This is a genomic window from Prevotella ihumii, from assembly GCF_900155655.1.
GTDB lineage: Bacteria > Bacteroidota > Bacteroidia > Bacteroidales > Bacteroidaceae > Prevotella > Prevotella ihumii.
In genome coordinates, this window is sequence record NZ_LT706987.1 from 1796457 (window position 1) to 1818876 (window position 22420).

The 22420-nt window shown below is 43.5% G+C and carries 19 protein-coding genes and 3 tRNA genes; 6 read left to right on the top strand and 16 right to left on the bottom strand.

Features of this window, described 5'->3' with window-relative positions:
• Nucleotides 1–2103, top strand: coding sequence for a UvrD-helicase domain-containing protein (locus CZ367_RS08115; RefSeq protein WP_077196437.1), 2103 nt, complete (start codon nt 1–3; stop codon nt 2101–2103).
• 82 nt (nt 2104–2185) lie between these two features.
• On the opposite strand, the gene CZ367_RS08120 is transcribed toward CZ367_RS08115, so the two are convergent.
• The 4 genes from CZ367_RS08120 to CZ367_RS08130 all read right to left on the bottom strand — a co-directional run bounded on the left by CZ367_RS08120 (nt 2186) and on the right by CZ367_RS08130 (nt 3807).
• Nucleotides 2186–2710 carry a 3'-5' exonuclease gene (locus CZ367_RS08120; protein WP_077196438.1) on the bottom strand — a complete coding sequence of 175 codons (525 nt, stop codon included), beginning with the start codon at nt 2708–2710 and terminating at the stop codon, nt 2186–2188.
• Between the two features lie 5 nt (nt 2711–2715).
• Nucleotides 2716–3201: a helix-turn-helix transcriptional regulator gene (locus CZ367_RS08125; protein WP_077196439.1), complete on the bottom strand. Its 486-nt coding sequence runs from the start codon at nt 3199–3201 to the stop codon at nt 2716–2718.
• Nucleotides 3202–3328: 127 nt separating this feature from the next.
• Nucleotides 3329–3487, bottom strand: a complete 159-nt coding sequence (locus tag CZ367_RS14975) for a hypothetical protein (RefSeq protein ID WP_237581626.1) — start codon at nt 3485–3487, stop codon at nt 3329–3331.
• A 245-nt stretch (nt 3488–3732) separates the two neighbouring features.
• A tRNA-Arg gene (locus CZ367_RS08130) sits at nt 3733–3807 on the bottom strand.
• A 620-nt stretch (nt 3808–4427) separates the two neighbouring features.
• Between CZ367_RS08130 and CZ367_RS15890 the strand changes: the two genes are divergently transcribed.
• From CZ367_RS15890 to CZ367_RS08140, 3 genes are all read left to right on the top strand, one after another.
• A complete protein-coding gene (locus CZ367_RS15890) occupies nt 4428–4586 on the top strand; it encodes a hypothetical protein (RefSeq protein ID WP_154669304.1) in 159 nt (52 codons plus the stop codon).
• Nucleotides 4587–4706: 120 nt separating this feature from the next.
• Nucleotides 4707–4793: transfer RNA gene (locus CZ367_RS08135), tRNA-Ser, on the top strand.
• 31 nt (nt 4794–4824) lie between these two features.
• A tRNA-Glu gene (locus tag CZ367_RS08140) sits at nt 4825–4896 on the top strand.
• Nucleotides 4897–5097: 201 nt separating this feature from the next.
• On the opposite strand, the gene CZ367_RS08145 is transcribed toward CZ367_RS08140, so the two are convergent.
• From CZ367_RS08145 to CZ367_RS08175, 7 genes are all read right to left on the bottom strand, one after another.
• Nucleotides 5098–5541 carry a nucleoside 2-deoxyribosyltransferase gene (locus CZ367_RS08145; protein WP_077196440.1) on the bottom strand — a complete coding sequence of 148 codons (444 nt, stop codon included), beginning with the start codon at nt 5539–5541 and terminating at the stop codon, nt 5098–5100.
• Between the two features lie 480 nt (nt 5542–6021).
• Nucleotides 6022–7290, bottom strand: coding sequence for an NADH:ubiquinone reductase (Na(+)-transporting) subunit F (nqrF, locus tag CZ367_RS08150; protein WP_077196441.1), 1269 nt, complete (start codon nt 7288–7290; stop codon nt 6022–6024).
• Between the two features lie 5 nt (nt 7291–7295).
• A complete protein-coding gene (gene nqrE, locus CZ367_RS08155; protein ID WP_077196442.1) occupies nt 7296–7922 on the bottom strand; it encodes an NADH:ubiquinone reductase (Na(+)-transporting) subunit E in 627 nt (208 codons plus the stop codon).
• Between the two features lie 2 nt (nt 7923–7924).
• A complete protein-coding gene (locus tag CZ367_RS08160; protein ID WP_077196443.1) occupies nt 7925–8554 on the bottom strand; it encodes an NADH:ubiquinone reductase (Na(+)-transporting) subunit D in 630 nt (209 codons plus the stop codon).
• Nucleotides 8555–8594: 40 nt separating this feature from the next.
• Complete coding sequence (gene nqrC / locus CZ367_RS08165; RefSeq protein WP_077196444.1) at nt 8595–9305, bottom strand: NADH:ubiquinone reductase (Na(+)-transporting) subunit C; 711 nt, start codon at nt 9303–9305, stop codon at nt 8595–8597.
• An 11-nt stretch (nt 9306–9316) separates the two neighbouring features.
• Nucleotides 9317–10471: an NADH:ubiquinone reductase (Na(+)-transporting) subunit B gene (locus CZ367_RS08170; RefSeq protein ID WP_077196445.1), complete on the bottom strand. Its 1155-nt coding sequence runs from the start codon at nt 10469–10471 to the stop codon at nt 9317–9319.
• Between the two features lie 56 nt (nt 10472–10527).
• Nucleotides 10528–11877, bottom strand: a complete 1350-nt coding sequence (locus CZ367_RS08175; RefSeq protein WP_077196446.1) for a Na(+)-translocating NADH-quinone reductase subunit A — start codon at nt 11875–11877, stop codon at nt 10528–10530.
• A gap of 124 nt (nt 11878–12001) precedes the next feature.
• Here CZ367_RS08175 and CZ367_RS08180 point away from each other — a divergent pair, with 124 nt between their 5' ends.
• Entirely contained in the window at nt 12002–16435 is a 4434-nt protein-coding gene (locus tag CZ367_RS08180) for a translocation/assembly module TamB domain-containing protein (protein WP_077196447.1), read from the top strand.
• Between the two features lie 37 nt (nt 16436–16472).
• Here CZ367_RS08180 and CZ367_RS15895 read toward each other — a convergent pair whose 3' ends face one another.
• The 3 genes from CZ367_RS15895 to CZ367_RS08190 are packed head-to-tail and all read right to left on the bottom strand — an operon-like array spanning nt 16473 to nt 20515.
• A complete protein-coding gene (locus tag CZ367_RS15895; protein ID WP_154669305.1) occupies nt 16473–16613 on the bottom strand; it encodes a hypothetical protein in 141 nt (46 codons plus the stop codon).
• Nucleotides 16614–16653: 40 nt separating this feature from the next.
• Nucleotides 16654–19224: a DUF5686 family protein gene (locus tag CZ367_RS08185; RefSeq protein ID WP_084793546.1), complete on the bottom strand. Its 2571-nt coding sequence runs from the start codon at nt 19222–19224 to the stop codon at nt 16654–16656.
• Nucleotides 19208–20515 (bottom strand): inositol-3-phosphate synthase, encoded by a 1308-nt coding sequence (locus CZ367_RS08190; protein ID WP_077196449.1) that lies wholly within the window; start codon nt 20513–20515, stop codon nt 19208–19210. The genes CZ367_RS08185 and CZ367_RS08190 overlap by 17 nt, the downstream gene beginning before the upstream one ends.
• 69 nt (nt 20516–20584) lie before the next feature.
• Here CZ367_RS08190 and CZ367_RS16450 point away from each other — a divergent pair, with 69 nt between their 5' ends.
• Nucleotides 20585–20710, top strand: coding sequence for a hypothetical protein (locus CZ367_RS16450; protein ID WP_262500728.1), 126 nt, complete (start codon nt 20585–20587; stop codon nt 20708–20710).
• On the opposite strand, the gene CZ367_RS08195 is transcribed toward CZ367_RS16450, so the two are convergent.
• Both CZ367_RS08195 and CZ367_RS08200 read right to left on the bottom strand, forming a co-directional pair.
• Nucleotides 20694–21395 carry an HAD family hydrolase gene (locus CZ367_RS08195; protein ID WP_077196450.1) on the bottom strand — a complete coding sequence of 234 codons (702 nt, stop codon included), beginning with the start codon at nt 21393–21395 and terminating at the stop codon, nt 20694–20696. The genes CZ367_RS16450 and CZ367_RS08195 overlap by 17 nt on opposite strands.
• Nucleotides 21396–21418: 23 nt before the next feature.
• Entirely contained in the window at nt 21419–22372 is a 954-nt protein-coding gene (locus tag CZ367_RS08200) for a CDP-alcohol phosphatidyltransferase family protein (RefSeq protein ID WP_077197403.1), read from the bottom strand.
• Nucleotides 22373–22420 lie beyond the last annotated feature (48 nt).

Sequence of the window (22420 nt, forward strand, 5' to 3'; positions counted from 1 at the left end):
ATGAGACTATTTCTTTCTGACACATTCTATGAAGCGGTACTTTCACTGCCGAAGAAAATACAAAGTAAAGTGATAGCATTCCAAAAGAAGTTCCGTGAGAACAACGCTGCTAACGGCATTCATCTGGAACCTATTGCTCAGTTTAAGGACAATGCTTTACGCTCAGCTCGTGTGGATGATGATTATCGTGCCATTATTGGTGTATTGGGTGATGATGCTTACCATTTGCTTTATGTAGGGAAACACGAAGATGCCTATAACTGGGGAATGAGAAAACGCTTTGCTTGGAATGAGCATACGCAATCATGTCAGTTGATTACTGTAACAGAGGCTGAAGAAGTCGTATCAAAGGCCACTCCAGATTCGGCAGAGAACGCCTTTTTTAAGGATGTAACTGACGAAAAGCTACTGGCCATCGGTGTGCCTCAAGAACTATTGGGCAAAGTAAGAGCCATTCAAACACTCGATGATTTGGACCCATTAGATGACATGTTGCCGAATGATGCCTATGAGAATATTTTCAATCTAATGGATGGCGAGAACATAGACGACATCATTGCAGACATTGAGTCTGGACGTGCCAAAGCTGATGAGGATGAATTGCTTAGTGACAACAATAAACGTCGGTTTGTAGAACTGACCGATGACGATGAGTTGCAACGTATCATCGATAAAGATATGGATATATGGCAACTTTTCCTTCACCCTTCACAGCGCAAATTGGTGAATGCAGATTATAAGGGAACAATGAAGGTAAGTGGCGGTGCTGGTACAGGTAAAACGGTGGCAGCTCTACACCGTATGAAATACCTTACCTCTAACCCTAATGCCAATGTGTTGTTCACTACTTATACACGCACGCTCAAGGAAAACTTGGAAGGTTTGGTTCAGAAGATGGAAATAAATCGTAGTCGATATGTCTTGAACAATATTGATCAGGTTTTGATAGAATGCGCTCGCCAATACCATATTAAAGATGGCTTTAAAATTTTGGATTACTCTGGAGACGAGGAGTCGTTGAAGCTATGGCGAGAGGTCCTTGAAACAGAAGTTACTGGGTTTGATGAACATTTCCTTTATGATGAATACATTGATGTAATAGTCTATTTTGGAAATGCAGACGCACGTAGTTACATGATGCAGCAACGTGTTGGCCGTACCAAGGCTTTAAGCCGCAAACAGCGCATTGAGATATGGAAGCTTGTTGAAAAATATGTGGCACTGAAGCAGGAACGTAAATATGTCGATCGATTAGAGTTGTTCAATGAGACCACCAACTATCTCAACGAACACAATGTTCGTCCTTTCACGAATGTAATTGCTGACGAGTTCCAGGACTTCTCTAATCCAGAACTGAAGTTTTTACGTGCGCTGGTTGCGGAAGGGCGTAATGATTTGTTCTTAACAGGCGATCCGATGCAACGTATTTATAGTGGACGCAAAATCAATTTTAGTGCTGCTGGCATTAATGTACGTGGCGTTCGTAGCCGCCGATTGAAAATCAACTATCGTACTACCGAACCAATCAAGCGTGTGGCTGTATCAATCATTAAAGGTCAAACATACGATGACATGGATGGTGGTACCGAATCAACAAAAGGCTACGTGTCTTTAATTCATGGTGGAGAAAAGCCACAATACATTACGGTGTCCAATGCTACAGAGGAAGTTACCCAAGTGGCCGAATGGATTGAAGCATGTAAAAACGCTGGTATCTCTTTAAAGGACATTTGTATTGCTGCCCCCAGTATGGGATTGATGAAAGAGTTACAAACTCGTCTTCATACTGATGGTACTGCTTATAAAGTACTTAAAGGTACAAGTAAGCAAGGTGCAAGTGATGGCGTCTCTTTGTGTACTTTCCATTCCCTCAAAGGTTTAGAATTTAAAGCTGTTATCTTGATGGGTGTAAATGAACGCAATGTTCCATCGAAAGCCACTGAAGCATATCCGTTCAATGGTATGGATGCTTTGGAAAAGAAAGAGTACCTTTCAAGTAAGCGATCACTATTGTATGTAGCTATAACTCGTGCAAGAGGATTGGCTTACATGGTAGGATATGGTGAACCTTGTGGACTTGTTGAAAACTTAATTGAAGGATAATACATAGTCTCCCCCTCCCCTCAAAAAGGCGATGTCGCCTTTTTGAGGGTCGACTAATTATATCAATTAAATTCATACTATTCTAAATGTAAGATTGTAAAAGTTTCATTTCTCTCAAATACAGCCGTGCGCACATCTCAGCATCATCGCCAGCGCGGTGATGTGTCCCTTCAGGTATGCCAAGTTGCTCGCAAAGATAACCAAGCGTGTTACAGCCGAAATCATACACTTGTCGGGCAGTCTTCAAAGAGCACTGCCAATTAATATCTGGTAGATGCAAGTGATACAACTTGGCTGAGTGTTCGAGACAACTGCGGTCAAAAGGAGCATTATGTGCCACGAAGGTGTTAAACTCATCAAGGTACAAGCGCTCTATCTCTTCCCATACTTCGGGAAACGAAGGTGAGTTTTCTGTATCTTCCGGACGAATACCGTGGCATTGTATGTTCCAATAACTATAGAGATTTTCTTCTGGCTGCACCAACCATGAGCGCGTTTCTACCACTTCACCATTGCGCACCACGCAGATACCGACCTCGCAGATGGAAGCACGCTTCGGTGTGGCCGTTTCAAAGTCGATGGCTATAAAATTTAATCCGTCTTTCATTGTTCTTAATCTTTATAGTACAACATTAGGTTTTTGGCAAAGTTGCGCATCTCATTGCGTACCGATGCCGGCTCAAGCACCTCTATTTGGTCGGCCTGTGCCAACAGTGATTGATACAAGTCGAAGGTTGGACAAACGGTCAACTCGAAATAAGATGCTTCGTCATCTTTCAACTCCACAAGCTCGCGTTGAGATTCGTGTATTGGCAGCGTGCGTAGATAATCGGGGCCACCATAGTAGGCTTTTAGCACCAATTTTACTGGCTCTTCTTTAGAATGAATGATGCCACAACATCCACGGAAGTATTCATCAATGTCGAAATCTTCCTTCATTTGGAAAGTTGCACAAGTAGGATGGCAGTCGAGGATGCGGTCAAGGGCATAGACCATATAAACATCTTCTGGGCGATTGCCACCATCTTCTTTGTTCTTTTGGCAGTTGCGATTAGAGTAATACGGACTTCGTGCCAGTACATACCAACGACGCTTCACTACTTTAACCCAAGTTTAACACCTATCATCGTAGAATCTTGCTATTATTATACTTTTTCAGTTTTGGCTATGGACTCTGTGTCCTACAAATTTTTATTTTTCTGAATGGTGCATCTTTCAGTTTTAATTAATGAATACGAAAGTTCTTGTGATAGTTATTATCACCAAGAGAAATATATTTTCTCTCGGTTCTACTGATATAGACTCGTACTTCGACTTTTCCTTTGCCGCGTTTGGCAGCAACCTTTTTCCGATCATAGATGACCGCAACTTCCTGTTTTGCCATATTAACAACATTTTAGTGTGGATGGAGAAGAGTATTGGAAGTGGTAACACTTTCTGTGTTCTGGTAACACAAATTGGTAACACATTTTATTCCCAAGAGTTCCTTTTTGCTCCCATTACTTCCCATTAGCCACGGGATTTAAAATTAAGCATAAACTCCTCTAAATGTGCTAATTAGTCCACAAGTGGCTCGATCTAAACGCAAAAGAGGATATTGTTTCCAAAATCCTCTTTTTACATGGTTTGTGATTCCGTTGGGGTTCGAACCCAAGACCCACAGCTTAGAAGGCTGTTGCTCTAATCCAACTGAGCTACGGAACCATTAAAAATCGGGTGCAAAAGTACTGAAAATATTTGTTTTGACCAAATAAATAGGCAAATATTTGTTTTAACTAAATAGGCGGGGGCAGACGTAGAGTCAACCAGTAAGTGCAAAATTACAATATCTGTTTGAAGAACTCTCTCTCTTAGGAGTTGAAAAGTCTAACTTTTCCCTTGGTCTTCTATTCATTTTTTCTGAATACTCATATTTTAATCCTCAACCATCAATCCTTACAATCTGAAACATATATCTCTTGGGGTGCAAAACATCAACTTTGACAAAGCCAAACATATATGTTTGGGGTGGTAAAACATATATGTTTCAGAATGCAGCGATAAGTTGTTTGTTATCAAATAGTTATAATTCTTATTTTTAAATATTCGGCTCATTAGGCGATTGTTCTAATTGTCGGATAGGCAAAAAGCCATATTTCCTCCTCCTTATTTTTGTCATATAAACCCTATTTTCAGATTTAAAAATCTAAATTACCAATTTTCTTACAAAGGTGTGCCGCAATTTGGCACAAGTTCGTCTTAACTTTGCACTTGATATACGGTCTCCCCTCAGCCCCTCTACTGGGAGAAGAGTACAAATTTGCTACAATTAGCAAAGTGCAGCTTTGTCAGCCAAGTCGGACAGGTCAGACAAGTCGGACAGGTCCGACAGGTCCGACAGGTCTGACTCGTCCGACAAGTCCGACCTATCCCAAAACGACACCAAAAGAAATAAATTTGAAGATTATGATATTAAAAGAACTCTTACACAAAGTAAATTTTGATATATTCTGACGTATAAGCAGTAAAAAAAACAAGAAAAACTTTGTGCAATTAGAAAATAAATAGTACCTTTGCAGCGCATTTCTAAAATGCTTGGCAACTCGGTTAACCGAGCCCTGACTGGAAGGATGGGTGAGTGGCTGAAACCACCAGTTTGCTAAACTGACGTGCGGGTTACCGTACCGGGGGTTCGAATCCCCCTCCTTCCGCTGCCTTCGGGCTTACTTCTTAAAGCAAGAAGGTCGGTTCATCTAACGGTTAGGATACAAGATTCTCAATCTTGGCATACGAGTTCGATTCTCGTACCGACTACTCTAAAAGTTCTGCATCAATCGATGCAGATTTTTTTTATTTAAAAGTTGACTAAACTGAATTGATAAGCGGAGCCCAAAATTTTAAGTTGGATCTACCAAACAATAGGAACTTAATAAAAAACAGTGAAAACTCGCAAGAAATTTCCACCGTTTTTTAACCCAAATCGGTCGTTAGATTTCTTCGGGATTTTTTTATCTTCTATTTCAAATTAGCCAATATCTTATCTATTTCGGTATAAATTTCGTCTTCGGTTTCGTAAGGGATAACGTGGAAATACTCGTCACCGCCTAACATTGCCGACAATACACTTTTGGTGCGGTCGTAGAATATGTAGCAAGGTTTGTGAAGTGCCTCGGCGTATGCCAATTCGTAGCCAACACCCAACGATGGGCAGCTACATTCGGCAATGACAAGGTCGCACTCCCTAAGCCACGCTGTGTCACGCTCATAGATAAGAACGTCTATCTTGTGGGTTTGTGGTTTCAAACTCATATTTTGCTTGCCTATATGCTCGGTAAGCACGTTAGCCGACTGCTTGATATGCTCAATAAGTCGTTTGTACAACGCTGCATCTACTCTGCCTCCACGAATAGAAGCAGAGAAATATACTTTGGGTGCATCGATGATGTTTATAGAATCCATATTTTAAAATTTAGCGTAAATGTGTAAGCTAACTGCCTTGCAAATAATTAGTTACGAATAATTGAAATGAGCCCAAAACAATTCTTAGCACAAGAAAACTATTGTATTTCCGCTTTATGGAAAACGGCTTTTAGATTTCTTTTTCGGATGTGCTGAATTGCTTTTAGTGACGCGAATAACCGCTTGGGGTTTATTCGCGAGCTTGTTGTAGGTTGACCGTTCGTGGTTTTGTCAGACAAGTCGGACAAGTCGGACAAGTCGGACGGGTCAGACAAGTCGGACGGGTCGGACTGGTCGGACAAAACTGCAGAAAACAAAGGTAATAGCTTTTAGCTTCCCCCTTAACTCCATTAACTTCCCTCTTAGCTCCATTAACTTCCCCTTAATTCCATTAACTCTGAAAAATAACTCCAAAAAAGCCTTCTTTCAACTTCTGCAAATAGAAGTTGAAAGAAGGCTTTATAAGATTTGGTGTTATTTTTATCCGAAGTCATCGAAGCGGATAGCGTCTTTTTCTACGCCGATGCTGTCGAGATAGTCGGTGACGGTCTTGATAAGCATAGGAGGACCACAGAGGTAGTATTCGCAATCTTCTGGTGCTTCGTGGTCTTTAAGATAAGTGTCACGAATACAGTTTACAGCGAAACCTGTGTAATACTTCACACCTTGTGCATCTGCTACTGGGTCTGGCGCATCGAGCGAGAGGTGCATGTGGAAGTTAGGATATTCCTTTTCCATTTTCCAGAAGTCTTCCAAGAAGAATGCTTCGTTCAATGAACGTGCGCCATAGAAGAAGTGCATCTCACGGTCGCGAGTGTGGAGAGTCTTGAGCATATGCATAATCTGACTGCGCAGAGGTGCCATACCTGCACCACCACCAATCCATATCATTTCCTTGCCCGAAGTGAAGTTAGGTGCAAATTCACCATAAGGTCCACTCATCATAACCTTATCGCCAGGCTTCAGACTAAAGATGTAAGACGAACCGATACCTGTTGGTACGTTTTGGAAACCTACCTGTGGACGTGGCAAGAATGGTGTTGTGGCAATACGCACGGTAAGGGTGATGATGTCGCCCTCGGCAGGATAGTTTGCCATTGAGTAAGCACGCACGGTATCTTCAGGGTTGTGTGCCTTGAGCGAAAGTATATTGAACTTTTCCCAAGGACCCATATATTCCTTGCCAATGAGTTCTTTGTCGAAATCCTTATCGTAATCGATGCAATCGTACTTTGGGATACGGATTTGAGCATACGAACCTGGAACGAAATCCATGTGTTCGCCAGGAGGAAGAGCTACCTTAAACTCTTTGATAAACGAAGATACATTCTTATTAGAGATAACTTCGCACTCCCATTCTTTCACACCCATTACCGACTCTGCTACCTTGATAGAAAGGTCGCTCTTGATCTTTGCTTGGCAGCCCAATCGCCAATTCTCTTTGATTTCCTTACGTGAGAAGTGAGGGCGTTCAGAATCTAAGATTTCGCCACCACCTTCAAGCACCTGACACTTACATTGTCCGCAACTTGCTTTACCACCACAAGCCGAAGGCAAGTAAACACCATTTTCGTTGAGCGTACCCATAATGGTGTTGCCCTGTTCTACCTCAAGTTTTTTATCGCCATTTATCGTAATGGTTACCTTTCCACTTGGGCTGAGGTACTTCTTTGCCACAAGAAGAATTACCACCAAAAGAAGAATGATTACCAAAAAAACTGCTATACTATATAAAATAAATTGTGCCATTTGTATTAAATTTTAAGTCCTGAGAAACACATCATAGCCATGGCCATAAGTCCTACAGTAATAAAAGTAATGCCAAGTCCTTGCAAAGGCTTTGGAACATTTGAATATTCCATCTTTTCACGGATAGCACCCATCAGCACGATGGCAAAGAGCCAACCTATACCCGACCCCAAACCGTAGATGAACGCATCGCCCACAGAACCAATATACTGAGAGCTTGCAGGGTCTAAGCCAATGCGCTGTTGCATAAAGAGCGATGCACCCATAATAGCACAGTTTACAGCTATCAATGGAAGGAAGATACCCAACGCACCATAGAGCGAAGGTGAATACTTCTCGACAGCCATTTCTACCAACTGCACCATACCTGCAATAACGGCAATGAAGAGGATGAAGCTAAGATAAGAAAGGTCGACACCTTCCACCAAACAGTCAGGACCTAAGACCTTAGTTTGTAAAAGGTAGTTCACAGGTACAGTAACACTCAATACGAAAGTTACAGCAGCACCGAGTCCGAACGAAGTCTTAACGTTCTTAGATACAGCCAAGAACGAACACATTCCAAGGAAGAATGCGAATATCATATTGTCCACAAAGATGGACCTAAAGAATAAACTTAGTAGATGTTCCATAATTAATTCTTATTCTCTTTATAGAAATATGCACGATGAATCCAAATCACACTGCCTAAGAGTATCAAAGCCATAGCAGGCATGGCCATCATACCATTGTCGACATAACCCATATCGTAAAGTGCTTGTGGGATTACCTTGAAACCTAACAATGTGCCACGACCAAAGAGTTCGCGGAAACCGCCAACAAGGATTAAAATCATAGCATAACCCAAGCCGTTGCCGATACCATCGAGGAAACTTGGCCAAGGCTTATTGGTCATAGCAAAAGCCTCCAAACGACCCATAAGGATACAGTTGGTAATGATAAGACCCACATACACTGAAAGCTGAACGCTAACATCGTATGCAAATGCTTTCAATACTTGGCTTACGATAGTTACAAGCGCAGCTACTACAACGAGCTGCACAATGATACGAATACGATTTGGAATGGTGTTGCGAATAATCGAAACAATAACGTTAGAAAACGCTGTAATAACGGTTACCGCAAGTCCCATTACGATAGAAGGCTTCAACTGTGATGTTACTGCCAATGCAGAACAAATACCCAATACCTGTATCAAGATAGGGTGATCCATATTCAATGGATTGATGAATACCTCTTTATTTTGTTTTGAGAACAAACTCATAATCTTTTTGTTTTATAGTTATTTATTTCTCAATTACTATTTATTTGCTTGTGAGAAACTTTGTATAAGGTGCAAGTCCGCCCTTGTCCGATTGGAACATTTCTGTCACACCATTACTTGTAAGAGTAGCACCTGTTACAGCATCGACCTGTGTCTTAGGGTCGTCCACCTTCTTTGTAACAGCAAAGATTATATTTTGCTTCTGTGCATCAAAGATGTTCTTCCCCTTAAACTTGTCTTGCCAAGGTTTGCTATCCTTGATTTCAGCACCAAGACCAGCGGTTTCGCTTTCGTGGTTGAAATAAACGCCAAAGATAGTTGCCTTATCCTCGTTCAAGGCAACGAAACCATTGATAGGTCCCCAAAGACCGTTGCCATATACAGGGATAACATATTTATCCTTGCCGTCCACTTTACAGCGGAACAATGCCAACTTTCCTGCCTTAGCATCAGCACTATTGAGCTTAAAGCCAGCCTTTACGCCACCTTGTTCGCCCTTTTCTATTACCTTACCGCTTGCATCTATCACATCATCAGCAATAATAAGTTCACCCCAAAGTTTTTGTGCCTCTTCGTTGGTCATCTCACGGTCTTGGTTCAATGCAAAGAGAATTTGCTTCTGGTGGTCGAGCTGTACGTTTATATCCTGTGTAGGTTTCAATGCTTGGAACACGAATGCCAATAAGAAAGCCACTACAACTACAAGAACCACCGAATAGATGATGGTATATGAATTTGAATTAGTTTTCATCTTACGCCTCCTTACATTTTAGCACGCTTTGCACGCTTGTTAATATTAGACTGAACCACGCAATAGTCGATGAGTGGTGCAACCATATTTCCGAACAAAATCGCCAACATCATTCCTTCAGGATAACCAGGGTTCATTACACGAATGATAACAGCCATAGCTCCGATAAGGAAACCATAGAACCACTTGCCACACGCTGTGCGAGCTGAGGTTACAGGGTCGGTTGCCATAAACACTGCACCAAAGCAGAAACCACCCAACACGATGTGCTCGTACCACTGCAAAGGAGTAGCACCTGTAGACTGGAACAACAATGCCATAGCACCACCGCCAAGGAAAACGCTAAGCATAGTTTTCCAACTTGCAATGTTTGTCCAAATCAAGATGATGGCACCAATAGCGATAGCGATAACCGATGTTTCGCCCACCGAGCCTGGAATTAGGCCTACAATCATATCGTACAATGAGGCATTTGCAGCCGCACCTTGTGCTATTTCGCCCAAAGGAGTAGCCATAGTAAAGCCATCAGGAAGGGTATAACCCAAACCGAAGATCTGCTCTTTTTCCACCCAAATGGTGTCGCCAGTCATACTACCTGGGTACGAGAAGAAGAGGAAAGCACGTGCAGCAAGGGCAACATTAAAGATGTTCATACCCGTACCACCAAAGATTTCCTTTGTAAAGATTACCGCAAAAGCTACTGCCAATGCCAACATCCATAACGGAAGACTTACAGGCACGATAAGCGGAATAAGGAAACCACTTACCAAGTAGCCTTCCTGAATTTCTTCGCCTTTCCATTGCGCCCAAGCAAACTCAATGCCGAGACCCACAAGGTAAGAAACCACAATTTTAGGCAATAGGGCTATCGCACCATAAAGGAACATTCCCATAAAGGTAGCTTCGCCGAGCTTGCCGGCAGCCATCGCATTTTGATAACCGATGTTGTACATACCGAACAACATTGCAGGAATCAAGGCGATAACCACCATACTCATAATTCGTTTTGAATCGATAGCGTCGTGGATAGATGTACCGCTCTTTGATGTCTCGTGTGGGACATAAAGGAACGTATCAAAGCCATCGTAGACACTCTTGAAAGCGTGCAATTTTCCACCCTCTTCAAAGTTAGGGCGCAGCTTATCAAGATAATTTCTTAAGCTCATAAAATTATTATCACTTAATGTTTATTATTCTATTATTATATAAGGTGTAATTCGCTTTACGAATTTTCCTTTCTCAGAAGGTTCAATCCGTTGCGCACAATTTGTTGCAATGGTTGCTTAGAGCTGTCCACAAATTCTGCCAACGCAAAGTCTTCAGGGCTCACTTCGTATATACCGAGCTGTTCTTGCTTGTCAATATTTCCCGAAATGATAGCCTTAATAAGGAATTCGCCATAAATATCCATTGGCAACACCTTATCATACTCGCCGCTCATAATGATGTTGCGTTCGCCACCCTTGATACGTGCATCAAGGTCGTACTCTTTCTTACCCATCAGCCAACTGAAGTAGCTGCGTGAGGTAGAAAACTCGTTGAAGCGAGGCATAATCCAACCTGCCATCTCGTCCACATCGTCACCCTCAGGGATAGCTGTTATCTCCGAGGTGTGTGCGCCGAGGAATGCAGTGCCGCTTACGATGCTACCTGTGAGCGGATTACCATTAATAATTCGTGTATGGTTTTTCTCAGTAAGATTATTTTCAATAATTGTAGCGATAGGAGTTCCCACAAGTGCCTTCACGTATGCAGGCTCTTTCACACGGCTTCCTGCCACTGCTACAATGCGTGTAAGGTCTACCTTACCTGTATTGAACAAGCGACCAAAGAAGATTACTGCCGTTGGGTCTACCGTCCACACCACTTCCCCACGGTTCACAGGGTCAAGGTGGTTTACCTGTACACCCACGTTTCCAGCAGGACAAGGACCGTCAAACACGGTTACTTCCACGTCCTTAGCCGAAAGCAAAGCACTGCTTGTTTGTTTGCCACCCACTGACAGATACACCTTTGCCATCTTAGCAAGTGCGCTCAAACCTGTCTGAAAATCTTGTTCTTGTCCTTTGAGTTCGTACTCGAAATCGCCCTGAAGTGGCATATCTCTAAGTGCCGAAACAAAGATTGCTTTTGGAGTGGTGTCGGGAGTGGTAGCTACAGCATAAGGCAACTGGTTGATATAACCAAACAAGCCTGCTTTCAACAAGGCTTCCTTTACGCCATCTGCATTTAGTTCAGCAACATTCTTTACGCCAAAGTCCACATACGCTTGCTCGGCATCAGCCTCAACAGTAACGTAAAGAACCTTTCTACGCTCTCCTCTAACAATTTCTTTTACAGTTCCGCTTACAGGCGATGCAAACCCTAAATCCAAGAAATGCTTGTTCACAAACAATGGTTCACCCACTTTCACCTTGTCGCCTGCTTTCACAACGACTTTAGGTGTCATACCAACAAAATCGTCTGGAACTAAAGCAAAAGTTCCCACCGACTTCAAAGGCAATGTTTGTTCCTTAGCACGCCCCTTAAGGTTTATATCCAAACCCTTACGCAACTTAATTACATTTGCCATATTTTATTTAATAAATCTAACGCTAAATTTTAGACTGCAAATGTACAAAAATTTTAAGGACTTTAGAAACTTTTTAAGGTATTAATTTCATCATAAGTAGGAAAATTTGTAGTTTTGCATTGCTTTGAAGAGATTTAAGACTTTTATATTATGGCTGTTTTGGGCATTGGTAGGACTTTTTCTTACCATTGTCGTATTGAGCTATCTTCCACCTACCCAACGGTTTATAGGCGAAAAAGTAAGCCAAATCATTGCCAAAAAATTGGGTACAAAGGTCGAAATTGGGAGCGTACACATAGGCTTGCTCAACTATTTTGTTATCGATAACGTTGTTATTCTTGACCAGAAGAACAAGAATATGCTCGATGCCGCTCGTATTGCTGCAAAAGTAGACCTTATGCAGCTTATTAAGGAACAAAAGATACGCATTTCTTCGGCACAGATTTTTGGACTTCAAGCCCAACTCTACAAAGCTCAACAAGAAGGAAATACCAATTTCCAATTCGTCCTCGACTCCTTGGCTTCGCACGACAACACGAAGCAAACACCCTTAGACCTCAATATTCAATCGCTCATCATTCGCAATAGCAGCGTAAAATACGATGAGTGGTACAAACCCGTAACACGAGGAAAACTGAACACGCACCACCTTGATGTGCGAAACATATCGGGACACATCAATCTCGATTCGCTCACCGACAACGGTATTGAGGCAGAAATACGCAACCTTTCGTTTATAGAGACATCGGGCTTAGATGTTAAAAAACTCGTACTAAAACTTGTTGCCAACAAAGCGCAAGCCACTGTCAGGGACTTAAAGTTAACGTTGCCCCAATCGCAAATCAACATACCGCTATATACAGCCTCATTCGGTTCAAAACAGCAAAAGCCCAACATAGCAACGGCACAATCGGAAATCAAGGTAGAACGCTCCGTCGTAACCCTCTCCGACCTTGCCTTTCTTGCACCCGCTCTGCGCCGTTTCCACGACAAAGTGTACCTCCAAACGCACGCTAAGGGCAATGCACAGCGCATAGCCATACCTCAACTCAAGGTATTCACCGAAAAGGGCGACCTTAACATCAATCTCCAAGGCAATATTCTCAGCACCCAAAAACCCATAGCTTGGAACGCAAAGGCGAAAGCCATACACATCAACGGCAACACCTTGGAAAAACTTGCTAAGGCTCTGAAAATCAACATACCTACACAGGTATTGGGCTTAGGCAATATCCACTATACGGGAACAGCCAAAGGCCACGGCAACAACATAGCTGCACAGGGAAAACTGCTGTCGAGCATAGGCAATGCCAACGTGGCAATAGACATAAAGGGAAAGCACATAAAGGGCGAAATTCACACCAAGGGTTTCAGAATAGGCAATGTGCTAACAGCCTCAAAGTTGGGAATGATTGTGGCAGACCTTAAAGTGGAAGGCGAAACCGACCTTAGCACCATCTCGGCGCACGGCACAATACCACAATTCGACTACAACGGATATTCGTACCGCAATATAAAGGTGGACGGAAGTTTTGCGCACGACATCTTCAACGGACTACTTGCCCTAAACGACCCCAACGGATCGCTCTACATCAATGGTCGGGTAGAAAACATTCGCAGCTTCATAGCCCATCAAAAGCCAATAGCCGTGGACGCAAAGATAAACGCAAAGGGCGTAAATCTCAACAAACTAAATCTTACCAAGGCTTTGGGCAACCGCCAGTTCTCGTTCGCTTCAACACTCAAAGGAAGCGGAACATCTATCGACAACCTTATCGCTGCATTAGACCTCCGCAACTTCGCACTCTTAGGGCAAGGAAACCCTATCAACATCAACAACTTACAGCTAAAGGTGAACAACGGATTGATGGGCAAATCGATAGACCTTGCCTCCGACTTTGGTACACTCAAAATAGATGGCAAATTCGATTATCCATCACTCCCACAAAGCATTCTCAACATTCTTAGTCACTACCTGCCTACACTGCTTCCCTCGCATAGCAGTCTAAGCAAACAGAAAAGCCGAAACGCCTTTGCCCTAACTGCCAACATCAGCAATGCCAACTTGCTGAAAACCCTCTTAGGACTCAAGGTGGACATAGGCAGATATATAGACCTCACAGCTTATGTAGACGAGCCCCAACACAGATTGGAAGTGTATCTCGATGCACCACAGGTGATGTATGCCAATCAGCATATCCAAAACTTGCAAGCTACAGTAGCTACCGTCAACGATGAATTGGCTGTAAACCTCTCTGGAGCAAGGGTGGACGATGCAGGCAGACACATCACTCTAAACCTCAACGGCGAAACCCAAAATGGCGTGTTTACCGCCAAAAGCCACTTCAATGCTGAGGGCAGAAATCAGCTCTTCGGCGACATCAACTGCCAAGCTACCTTTGCACGACAGCAAGGCAAATTAGCAACACTCATACACTTCCACCCCTCAATCATCGAGATAGACACCATAAGTCTGCAAGTGCAACCATCGGACATGGTCTATGCACGTAACACATTGGACATAAAGCACTTCGAAATATCAAACAAGGATCAACACATCATCGTCAACGGACAAACAACGGGCAGTGCCAACGACTCGCTCACCGTACAACTAAAAGACCTTGATGTGCCTTACATTCTCGATATTGTCAATTTTCACAGCGTAGAGTTCGGTGGTTATGCGTCAGGAAATATCGTCCTCAAACAGGCTTTTACCAATCCACAAGCCACAGCCTCGCTCAACGTTACCGACTTCACTTTCGAAGAGGGTCATCTCGGTACGCTCTTTGTAGATGCCAACTACAAGCACAGCGAAGGCCGAATAAACATAGAGGCACACGCCGACGAGGGCGAAAACCGCACCAACGTGGGAGGCTATGTAGACCTGAAGCGCAGCTACATCTCACTACCTATCGATGCGTACAACACTAATTTAGACTTCCTCCACTCGTTCTGTGGCTCGTTTATGGACAATATCAGTCTTCGTGGCACAGGCTGGTGCAAGGTAGTAGGACCATTGAACAAAATAAATCTTGAAGGCGATGTATATGCCACAGGCAGCGCACGAGTAAAAACACTCGGCACAACTTATAATATGAACGACTGCCGTGTACGACTTATACCAAACGAAATAATATTCGACCGCGACACCATTTCCGATGATGACCAGCACATAGGTATCTTAACAGGAGCGCTGCACCATCAGGCATTGAAACATCTCACTTTCGATATTAACATTGAGGCGCAAAACCTATTGGCCTACAACTTCCCCAAACCTAACGGCAAAGACGTGTTCTGGGGAAAAGTCTATGGCACAGGCAATTGTATGATAATAGGACGTGACAACGAAATAACAATGAACGTGGATATGAAACCCAACAAAAACTCGTTCATCACTTACAATGCTGCCAAAAACTCGGTAGACGAAAACTCGTTTATACGTTGGCGCAACGTAACGCCCGACTCGCTCTTGTACAGATTTAATGAGCGTCTTTGCATCAAACCGCAAGAGCCTGAAGAAACCCACAACGACGATGCTTTCTCGTCAGACCTACATCTTAATATGTTGATCAATGCCAACCCCGACTTCACCCTCCGTGTACTGATGGACGAAGCCACAGGCGACAACATATCGCTAAACGGCAACGGCGTGATACGTTCCACCTATTATAATAAGGGGGCATTCCAACTCTTCGGCAACTACAACATCACACGAGGAATGTACGACTTCACCATTCAGAACGTCATCAAGAAGCAGTTTGCCTTCCAAAACGGCTCGTCAATAACCTTCGGAGGCGACCCATTCACGGCTGCACTCAATCTGAAAGGCATCTACTCTATAGCCTCTGTACCTATGAGCGACCTACAGATGGGACGCTCGTTCCGTGCCAACAACACACGTGTAGACTGCCTACTCAACATAGAAGGTACACCTGGTGCACCCTCGGTAACGTTTGGGCTCGACCTGCCTATGCTCTCCTCTGACGCCAAACAAATGGTACACTCGGTACTCAATTCCGAACAAGACCTCAATCAGCAAGTACTCTATCTGCTTGCCGTAGGACGATTTTACCCACAAGCGTCCAACAACGCCATACCCAACTCGCCCAACCAGCAAGGACAAGCCTCGTTGGCAATGCAAAGTATCCTCTCTGGAACGCTTTCACAGCAAATCAACACCGTCCTATCCAACGTTATAAAGGACAACCATTGGAACTTTGGCGCAAACATAGCCACAGGCAACGAAGGCTTTAGCAATGCCGAATACGAGGGCATACTATCGGGTAGCCTGCTCAACAACCGATTACTCATCAACGGACAGTTTGGCTATCGCGACAACGTAGCCACCAACACCTCATCGTTTATTGGCGACTTCGACATCAAGTACCTCCTCTTACCAAGTGGCAACATAGCCCTCAACTTCTACAATCGTGCCAACGACCGCTACTTCACCCGCAACTCGCTCAACACACAAGGCATAGGCGTGATAATGAAGAAGGACTTCACCACCATACGAGAACTCTTCCGCCTCAAACCAAAAAAGAAAAAGAAGAAGTAAGATCTTTTTTTAGGAGTTAGAAGGAGTTAGGAGGGGGTTAAGAGCCATTACCTTTATTTTCTATAGTTTTGTCAGACTGGTCAGACCTGTCGGACAAGTCGGACAAGTCGGACCTGTCGGACCTGTCGGACGCGTCTGACCAGTCCGACCAGTCCGACCCGTCCGACCCGTCCGACAAAAACTATAGAAAATAAGGGTAATGTTCTAACCTTGTGAGGTTAGAACACTACATTAAATCCGAAACGAATACCGTGCTTAGAAGCACCAGGTAAGTCGGTGTAGGTAAGACGGCGTACATAGTCTACTTCGAACATCTTGAGGATATTGTGTACACCTACAACCAATTCTAAGTAAGGTTGGTTGGTCATTATGTGTGTATCAACGGGGAATTTAAACAATGTTGGGTCGGTCGCATTTTGCTCCAACATAGGATTGTTCTTGTCGGTAAGGTTTCCCCACATACCTTTGAAAGCAACGTATTCGCGCCATTTTAGTTTCTTAATCAATGGTATGCGATTGAATATTTTTCCTTCCAAGTTCCACGCAAGGTTGAATTGTGCATAGCGGTCGTTGAGAAATTCCAAATCTTGCATCAAGTTGAATGTGCCTTGATGTTCGAAGAAAGAAGTATTCACTGGAGGTTGACAAAGCAACATATAAGGCACTTTGTTCCATTGCGCACCAGCCATTAATCGCACGTCGAACTTGCCCCAGCTGCCCAACCAGAAGCGTTTATAAATAGATGCTTCGGTGAGGTTGTATTTATAATTGCCACCCAACACATTTTTCAATCCTACGGTGTGGGTCAATGTGTATTGTGGTGCATCAAGATTTACTTTGAAACGTTGTTGTTTCGAATTGATGTAGCTTTGTCCAGGTCGATAGTCTAAACCAAATTTGAACGATGTCATACGCACCTTGTCTACCCTACTGCCGTCCATTCGCTCGTAAGTGAGGGTGGCTACGGGGATATTCTTCTCGGTGTTGAGCATTGCATTAATACCCAATCCATCCTCGGTTTCCCACGTGAAATTGATGCATTGGCGGTTGTAACGATACATTTTTTCCACCTTTACGGGCTTTATTACCATAAAGATGTTATCCTTGTTGTGCTTTAAGAAGCGGTCTGAAGGCGACTCGATGTCACGATACGACTCGAACGAGATGGTGCGCATAGGGTATTCCATTGGTTGATACTCAGGCTTTCGGAACGAGTAGATAACCTTTGCACCATAATAATGCTCTTTCGACTTTGTGCCGTAAGCGTAGTAACCATCAAAGAACCAATGCTTATTAAAGTTGGCTGTGGTGCGTGCAGCTGCTCTTAGGCGCAATCCATCTACATAGTTTTTTGATATAAAGGTGTTGACTGGACCTATATCTACTTTGCTTGGTGTTTTAGAAGAGCCCGTTTCAACAAAGTTTTCTACAAATGCTTTCACGACAAACATTACCCATTTGAAGTTCTTGGTTTCGCCCATTCGCTTGATGAAATTGCCCATATCCTTCTCGCTCTTAGTGAGTTCGGTAGTTCGATGTTGCTGCCAAAAGTCTTCGTTTCGCATCTTGGCATTTGGTTCGTAGGCGATGTCGGTTTTTCCTTTGAAGAGCTGATTGTTAATAGGATTGAAAGCATAGTTTTGCAATCCCGTAGAGCGAATAACGATGATGCGGCGGAAGAGGTCTGTAACTTGAAATTCTGCTACCATCTCGTCCTTTGTTAACACCCAATCACCATTATCCAACTTGGTAAACTCTTGTTTGAATTTCATTGCGTCTACCCAGTTTACACCTGTATTGGCTGGCAACTGCATATCGCATCGGCGCACGTGTAACGAGCTGTCGTTGAGTACATAAAGTTCGCCACGGAAGCCAAAGTCTTGTTGATTGGCAGGCATAAACTGTAGGCGTATGCACTCATCGTTGTCCACCTTTACTGTATCGTCAATATAGAAATGGTAGAACGAGATGGCTGTTGATCCAATAGGCGATGGAAAGCGCGATTGGAGCAATTCTATTTGGTCATCGTAGAGGTTGATGTCTTTGAATAAGTCCTTTACGATGGTATTCAGTGCGCCACCTGTCTGTATGAGTTGGGATATTCCTTTAGTGGATTGCCCTTTAATAATATCTTTTGTATCGTGTGGTTTTTTTCGATAAACGTGTTGTGTTACTGTTTCGTCCACGGAGAAAGGCAGTATCATTTTATTGTTGTAAGGGCAAGTTTCCACCTGTTCCCTTAGCCACGGCGACTTCTTAAACATTCCTTTTTCCAATTCTTCTTGGGTAAGGTTGTTGAGTGCCATCGTTACTTTTTGGTACTTGTCGTACTGATAGAAGTCGTGGTTTTCCAAATGCGTCTGCTTTTTGGCTGCAATTACTCTTCGCATAAGTTCCACTGCTGGGTTATCCTTTCTTGAATACTTATGGCGACGCTTCGCCTTTACAACAACTCCTTCCAATTGCTTTGTATCGTTGATGAGTGTGATAAGCAATGGGTTAGGTGTCTTCTCTGTTATCTTTACCTTACGTGTTTTATAGCCTACTGCGCTCACTTCTAAGACTTCACCATTGCGGCGAACGATGGTAAATTCTCCATCTATATTGCTCGAAGTGGCTATCTTTGAAGCTCTGTATCGTGCGTTGGCAAAGGCTACGCTGTCGCCTTTTTGTGCGTCTACCACTATACAGCGCAAATTCTGTGCATTGGCAGCAATTGCCAATACACAGAACATGAATATGGTAACTATACAACGTGCAGTTTGGTTTTCTTTAATCAATTTCTTCATCAGCTTCATAACCGCCCATCTCACGAATAGCATTCTTGAGCATTGTGTATTGCTCGAAGAGGTTGTTTACTGCTTCTTCGCCCTGTGTGAAGTCGTGCATAGGGCTTTTGAGATAAAAACTTAGGAAACGTTGTATGCCGTAACGTCCGTCACGAGCTGCAAGGTCGCTCAGCAAAGCAAGGTCGAGCAAGAGCGGTGCAGCAAGAATAGAGTCGCGACAAAGGAAGTTTATCTTTATCTGCATAGGGTATCCCATCCAACCAAAGATGTCAATGTTGTCCCATCCCTCTTTGTCGTCGTTGCGTGGAGGATAGTAGTTGATGCGCACTTTGTGGTAGATGTTGCCATAAAGGTCGGGTTGGTCGTCTGCCTTGCAGATGGTTTCGAGGGTTGATAGCTTGCTCACTTCCTTTGTGCGGAAGTTGTCTGGCTCGTCAAGCACCAATCCGTCACGATTGCCAAGAATATTGGTTGAGAACCAACCAGCCAATCCCAACGAACGAGTCTTGATGATAGGAGCGAAGCCCGACTTCACCAAGGTTTGTCCTGTCTTAAAGTCCTTACCCGCAATAGGCATCTTTGTTTGTTCTGCCAACTCCCACATAGCGGGAATGTCTACAGTTGTGTTAGGCGCACCCATAATGAATGGGCAACCTTCTACCAATGCTGCGTAAGCATAACACATAGATGGTGCAATGTGTTCGCGGTCGTCGTCTTTCATAGCCTTTTCAAGTTGAGCCAATGTCCTGTGATATTGCTCATCGTAAGGCACATAGATTTCGGTTGATGCAGCCCAAAGCACTACCACACGTGACACATTCTTCTCTTTCTTAAAGTTCTGAATGTCTTTGCGCAATGCTTCTACCATCTCCCAGCGAGTTTTGCAATCCTTTACGTTGTCGCCGTCCAATCGTTTTGCATAGTTCTTGTCAAAAGCAGCCTTTAAGGGCTTGATAGCTTCCAATTCGTCACGTACGGGCTCTATATCCTTAGCTTTCAGCACTTCTGCATATACAGCAGCCTGATAAGCGTTTTGAGGATATACGTCCCAAGTTCCAAACTCGATGTCGTTCAAGTCGGCAATAGGTACGATGTCTTTGTAGTGTAGGTACTTTTTATCAGCACCCTTGCCTACACGAATTTTATCGTACTGTGTCATCGAGCCAATTGGCTTAGCCAATCCCTTGCGTGCCATAAGCACACCAGTCATAAATGTAGTTGCTACGGCACCACATCCTACGACCATAATTCCAAGTTTGCCCTCTGCTGGGGCAACTCCTTCCTGTTTCATTTTCTTACAGTTTTGAGTTTTATTTCTTTGATAACGTTTTATTTCTTATATTATTGCATCTTTCAACAGATGATAGCGTTCTTAAACCCCAATCGGTCGTCAGACCAGTCGGACCAGTCAGACCAGTCGGACCAGTCGGACGTGTCAGACGTGTCCGACTGGTCCGACTTTATTCCAACTAAGTTAGTTCTGTGAGCAATTTTATCACCTTGTCTGCCACACAAGTAGTAGGTTCTTCGTTGGTCCACCCTTTGCCTTTTAGCCATATTGTGTTACAGCCTATGGAGTGTGCAGGCACAATATCCTTATCGTAACTATCGCCTACTACGGCTACTTCATTGGCTTTCATTCCCAAGGCTTGCACGCCGAGGACGAATATCTGTGGGTCGGGCTTGCGAACCTTTACCACAGCACTTTCTATTACCTTATCGAACAGCTCGTTGAGTTCGAACTCTTCCAACACTACGTTCATATTGCCATAGAAGTTGGATACCAATACCAATGGATATTTCTCTTTCAGTTTCAGCAATACTTCTTTGCTTTTGGCTATGATTGTTTTCACTTCGTCGTAGAGTTGTTGTAACACAGCACTGCGCAAACTTGCCAATACAAAGTTTGAGTTTACCAATACGCCTTGCTCGTTGAGATACATAAACTGTAGCCAAAGTTTCTGTTCTAATGTTTCGTAGAATGTGTAGTCGGGCATAATGATGGGTTTCTTTCCCATTGTGCGTTCAGCGTAGACGTATGCTTCTCTGAACATCTCTTCTGTTACGGGCACTTTTTGCTCTTGGTAGGCTTGCCACATCTTCCTACCCCAATGGCAACCTGCGGTATCTATAGTTCCGCCGAAATCGAATATGTATCCTTTAATCTTCATGTTGGTAATTGCATATATTGTTTTTAATCCATCAGTTGCGCTCTCATACGCTTGCACAAGTCTTCGTGTCGCTTGTGCATATACATATAGATAAGGTTGTAAACAACGATTTCTATTAGGAAGTATAGCCAAGGTATATTGGCAAGGCAGGTGATGTAGATAAGTATAGCTCTCGAATTGAAAGAGAGAAAATTGGTTATCGGCATCAGTGGTTTGCTACCTCTTAGAAACTCCTTTTTCCATTCGTCAGATATATTTTCTATGCTGCTATACTTCTCGTTCAATGTTCTGCGCAAGGCTTGAAATTCGGGTGTGCGATGCTCTTGCGACTTGCAATAGTGCTGATAATTGTAATGGAAAGCTCTGTCCCAAAACACACCTTTCTTTCCTTTCAATTCTTCCACCTTTGCGTGTTCGGCAGCGTAAGAGTCGAGTTCAGACCCCTCTTTGCCTTTTAAGAAGAAAAGATGTATCTGGCGATAATAGTCGCTCAGCGAACTCTGTGGCGAGTGGCTCACTACTCCTGCAATGGCAGCAAGTGCCAATCCGTAGAATCCCCATACCTCCATCGTGCCTGGCATAGGTTGATACCAGATGCGTAAGGCAATGGCAAGATAGATGGAAAAGAACCAAGTGTCGCCTGCAAAGCCGTCTAAACAGCGTCCTATGATAGACTTCTGATTGGTCAATCGTGCCAATTGTCCGTCGGTAGAGTCACAAAAGTTTGCCAACATCAATAGCAATACACCTGCAAGGTTGTACCAAATGTTGGTGAAATAGAACATTACGCCTGCTCCCACACCCAAAAAGATGGAAAGAATGGTAATCGTGTTAGGCGTTACGCCCATTTTATGCCATATCAGTGCGAACGCCAAGCCTATGGGTCGTGTGAAATACACATCAATCCATTCCTCGGTGTCGTTCGACTTCATCGAGTCTTTTAATAATTCTTTAAAACTTTTATCTGCTATGTTCATAATTTGTTGTTGTTTGTCGGACGGGTCGGACGGGTCGGACGGGTCCGA

Bases quoted from the DNA above. Each gene is read 5' to 3' on its own strand.
- CZ367_RS08115 (WP_077196437.1), top strand. From the start codon at position 1: ATGAGACTATTTCTTTCTGACACATTCTATGAAGCGGTACTTTCACTG.
- CZ367_RS08120 (WP_077196438.1), bottom strand. From the start codon at position 2,710: ATGAAAGACGGATTAAATTTTATAGCCATCGACTTTGAAACGGCCACA.
- CZ367_RS14975 (WP_237581626.1), bottom strand. From the start codon at position 3,487: ATGGCAAAACAGGAAGTTGCGGTCATCTATGATCGGAAAAAGGTTGCT.
- CZ367_RS08145 (WP_077196440.1), bottom strand. From the start codon at position 5,541: ATGGATTCTATAAACATCATCGATGCACCCAAAGTATATTTCTCTGCT.
- nqrF (WP_077196441.1), bottom strand. From the start codon at position 7,290: ATGGCACAATTTATTTTATATAGTATAGCAGTTTTTTTGGTAATCATT.
- nqrE (WP_077196442.1), bottom strand. From the start codon at position 7,922: ATGGAACATCTACTAAGTTTATTCTTTAGGTCCATCTTTGTGGACAAT.
- CZ367_RS08160 (WP_077196443.1), bottom strand. From the start codon at position 8,554: ATGAGTTTGTTCTCAAAACAAAATAAAGAGGTATTCATCAATCCATTG.
- nqrC (WP_077196444.1), bottom strand. From the start codon at position 9,305: ATGAAAACTAATTCAAATTCATATACCATCATCTATTCGGTGGTTCTT.
- CZ367_RS08170 (WP_077196445.1), bottom strand. From the start codon at position 10,471: ATGAGCTTAAGAAATTATCTTGATAAGCTGCGCCCTAACTTTGAAGAG.
- CZ367_RS08175 (WP_077196446.1), bottom strand. From the start codon at position 11,877: ATGGCAAATGTAATTAAGTTGCGTAAGGGTTTGGATATAAACCTTAAG.
- CZ367_RS08185 (WP_084793546.1), bottom strand. From the start codon at position 19,224: ATGAAGAAATTGATTAAAGAAAACCAAACTGCACGTTGTATAGTTACC.
- CZ367_RS08190 (WP_077196449.1), bottom strand. From the start codon at position 20,515: ATGAAACAGGAAGGAGTTGCCCCAGCAGAGGGCAAACTTGGAATTATG.
- CZ367_RS16450 (WP_262500728.1), top strand. From the start codon at position 20,585: ATGATAGCGTTCTTAAACCCCAATCGGTCGTCAGACCAGTCGGACCAG.
- CZ367_RS08195 (WP_077196450.1), bottom strand. From the start codon at position 21,395: ATGAAGATTAAAGGATACATATTCGATTTCGGCGGAACTATAGATACC.
- CZ367_RS08200 (WP_077197403.1), bottom strand. From the start codon at position 22,372: ATGAACATAGCAGATAAAAGTTTTAAAGAATTATTAAAAGACTCGATG.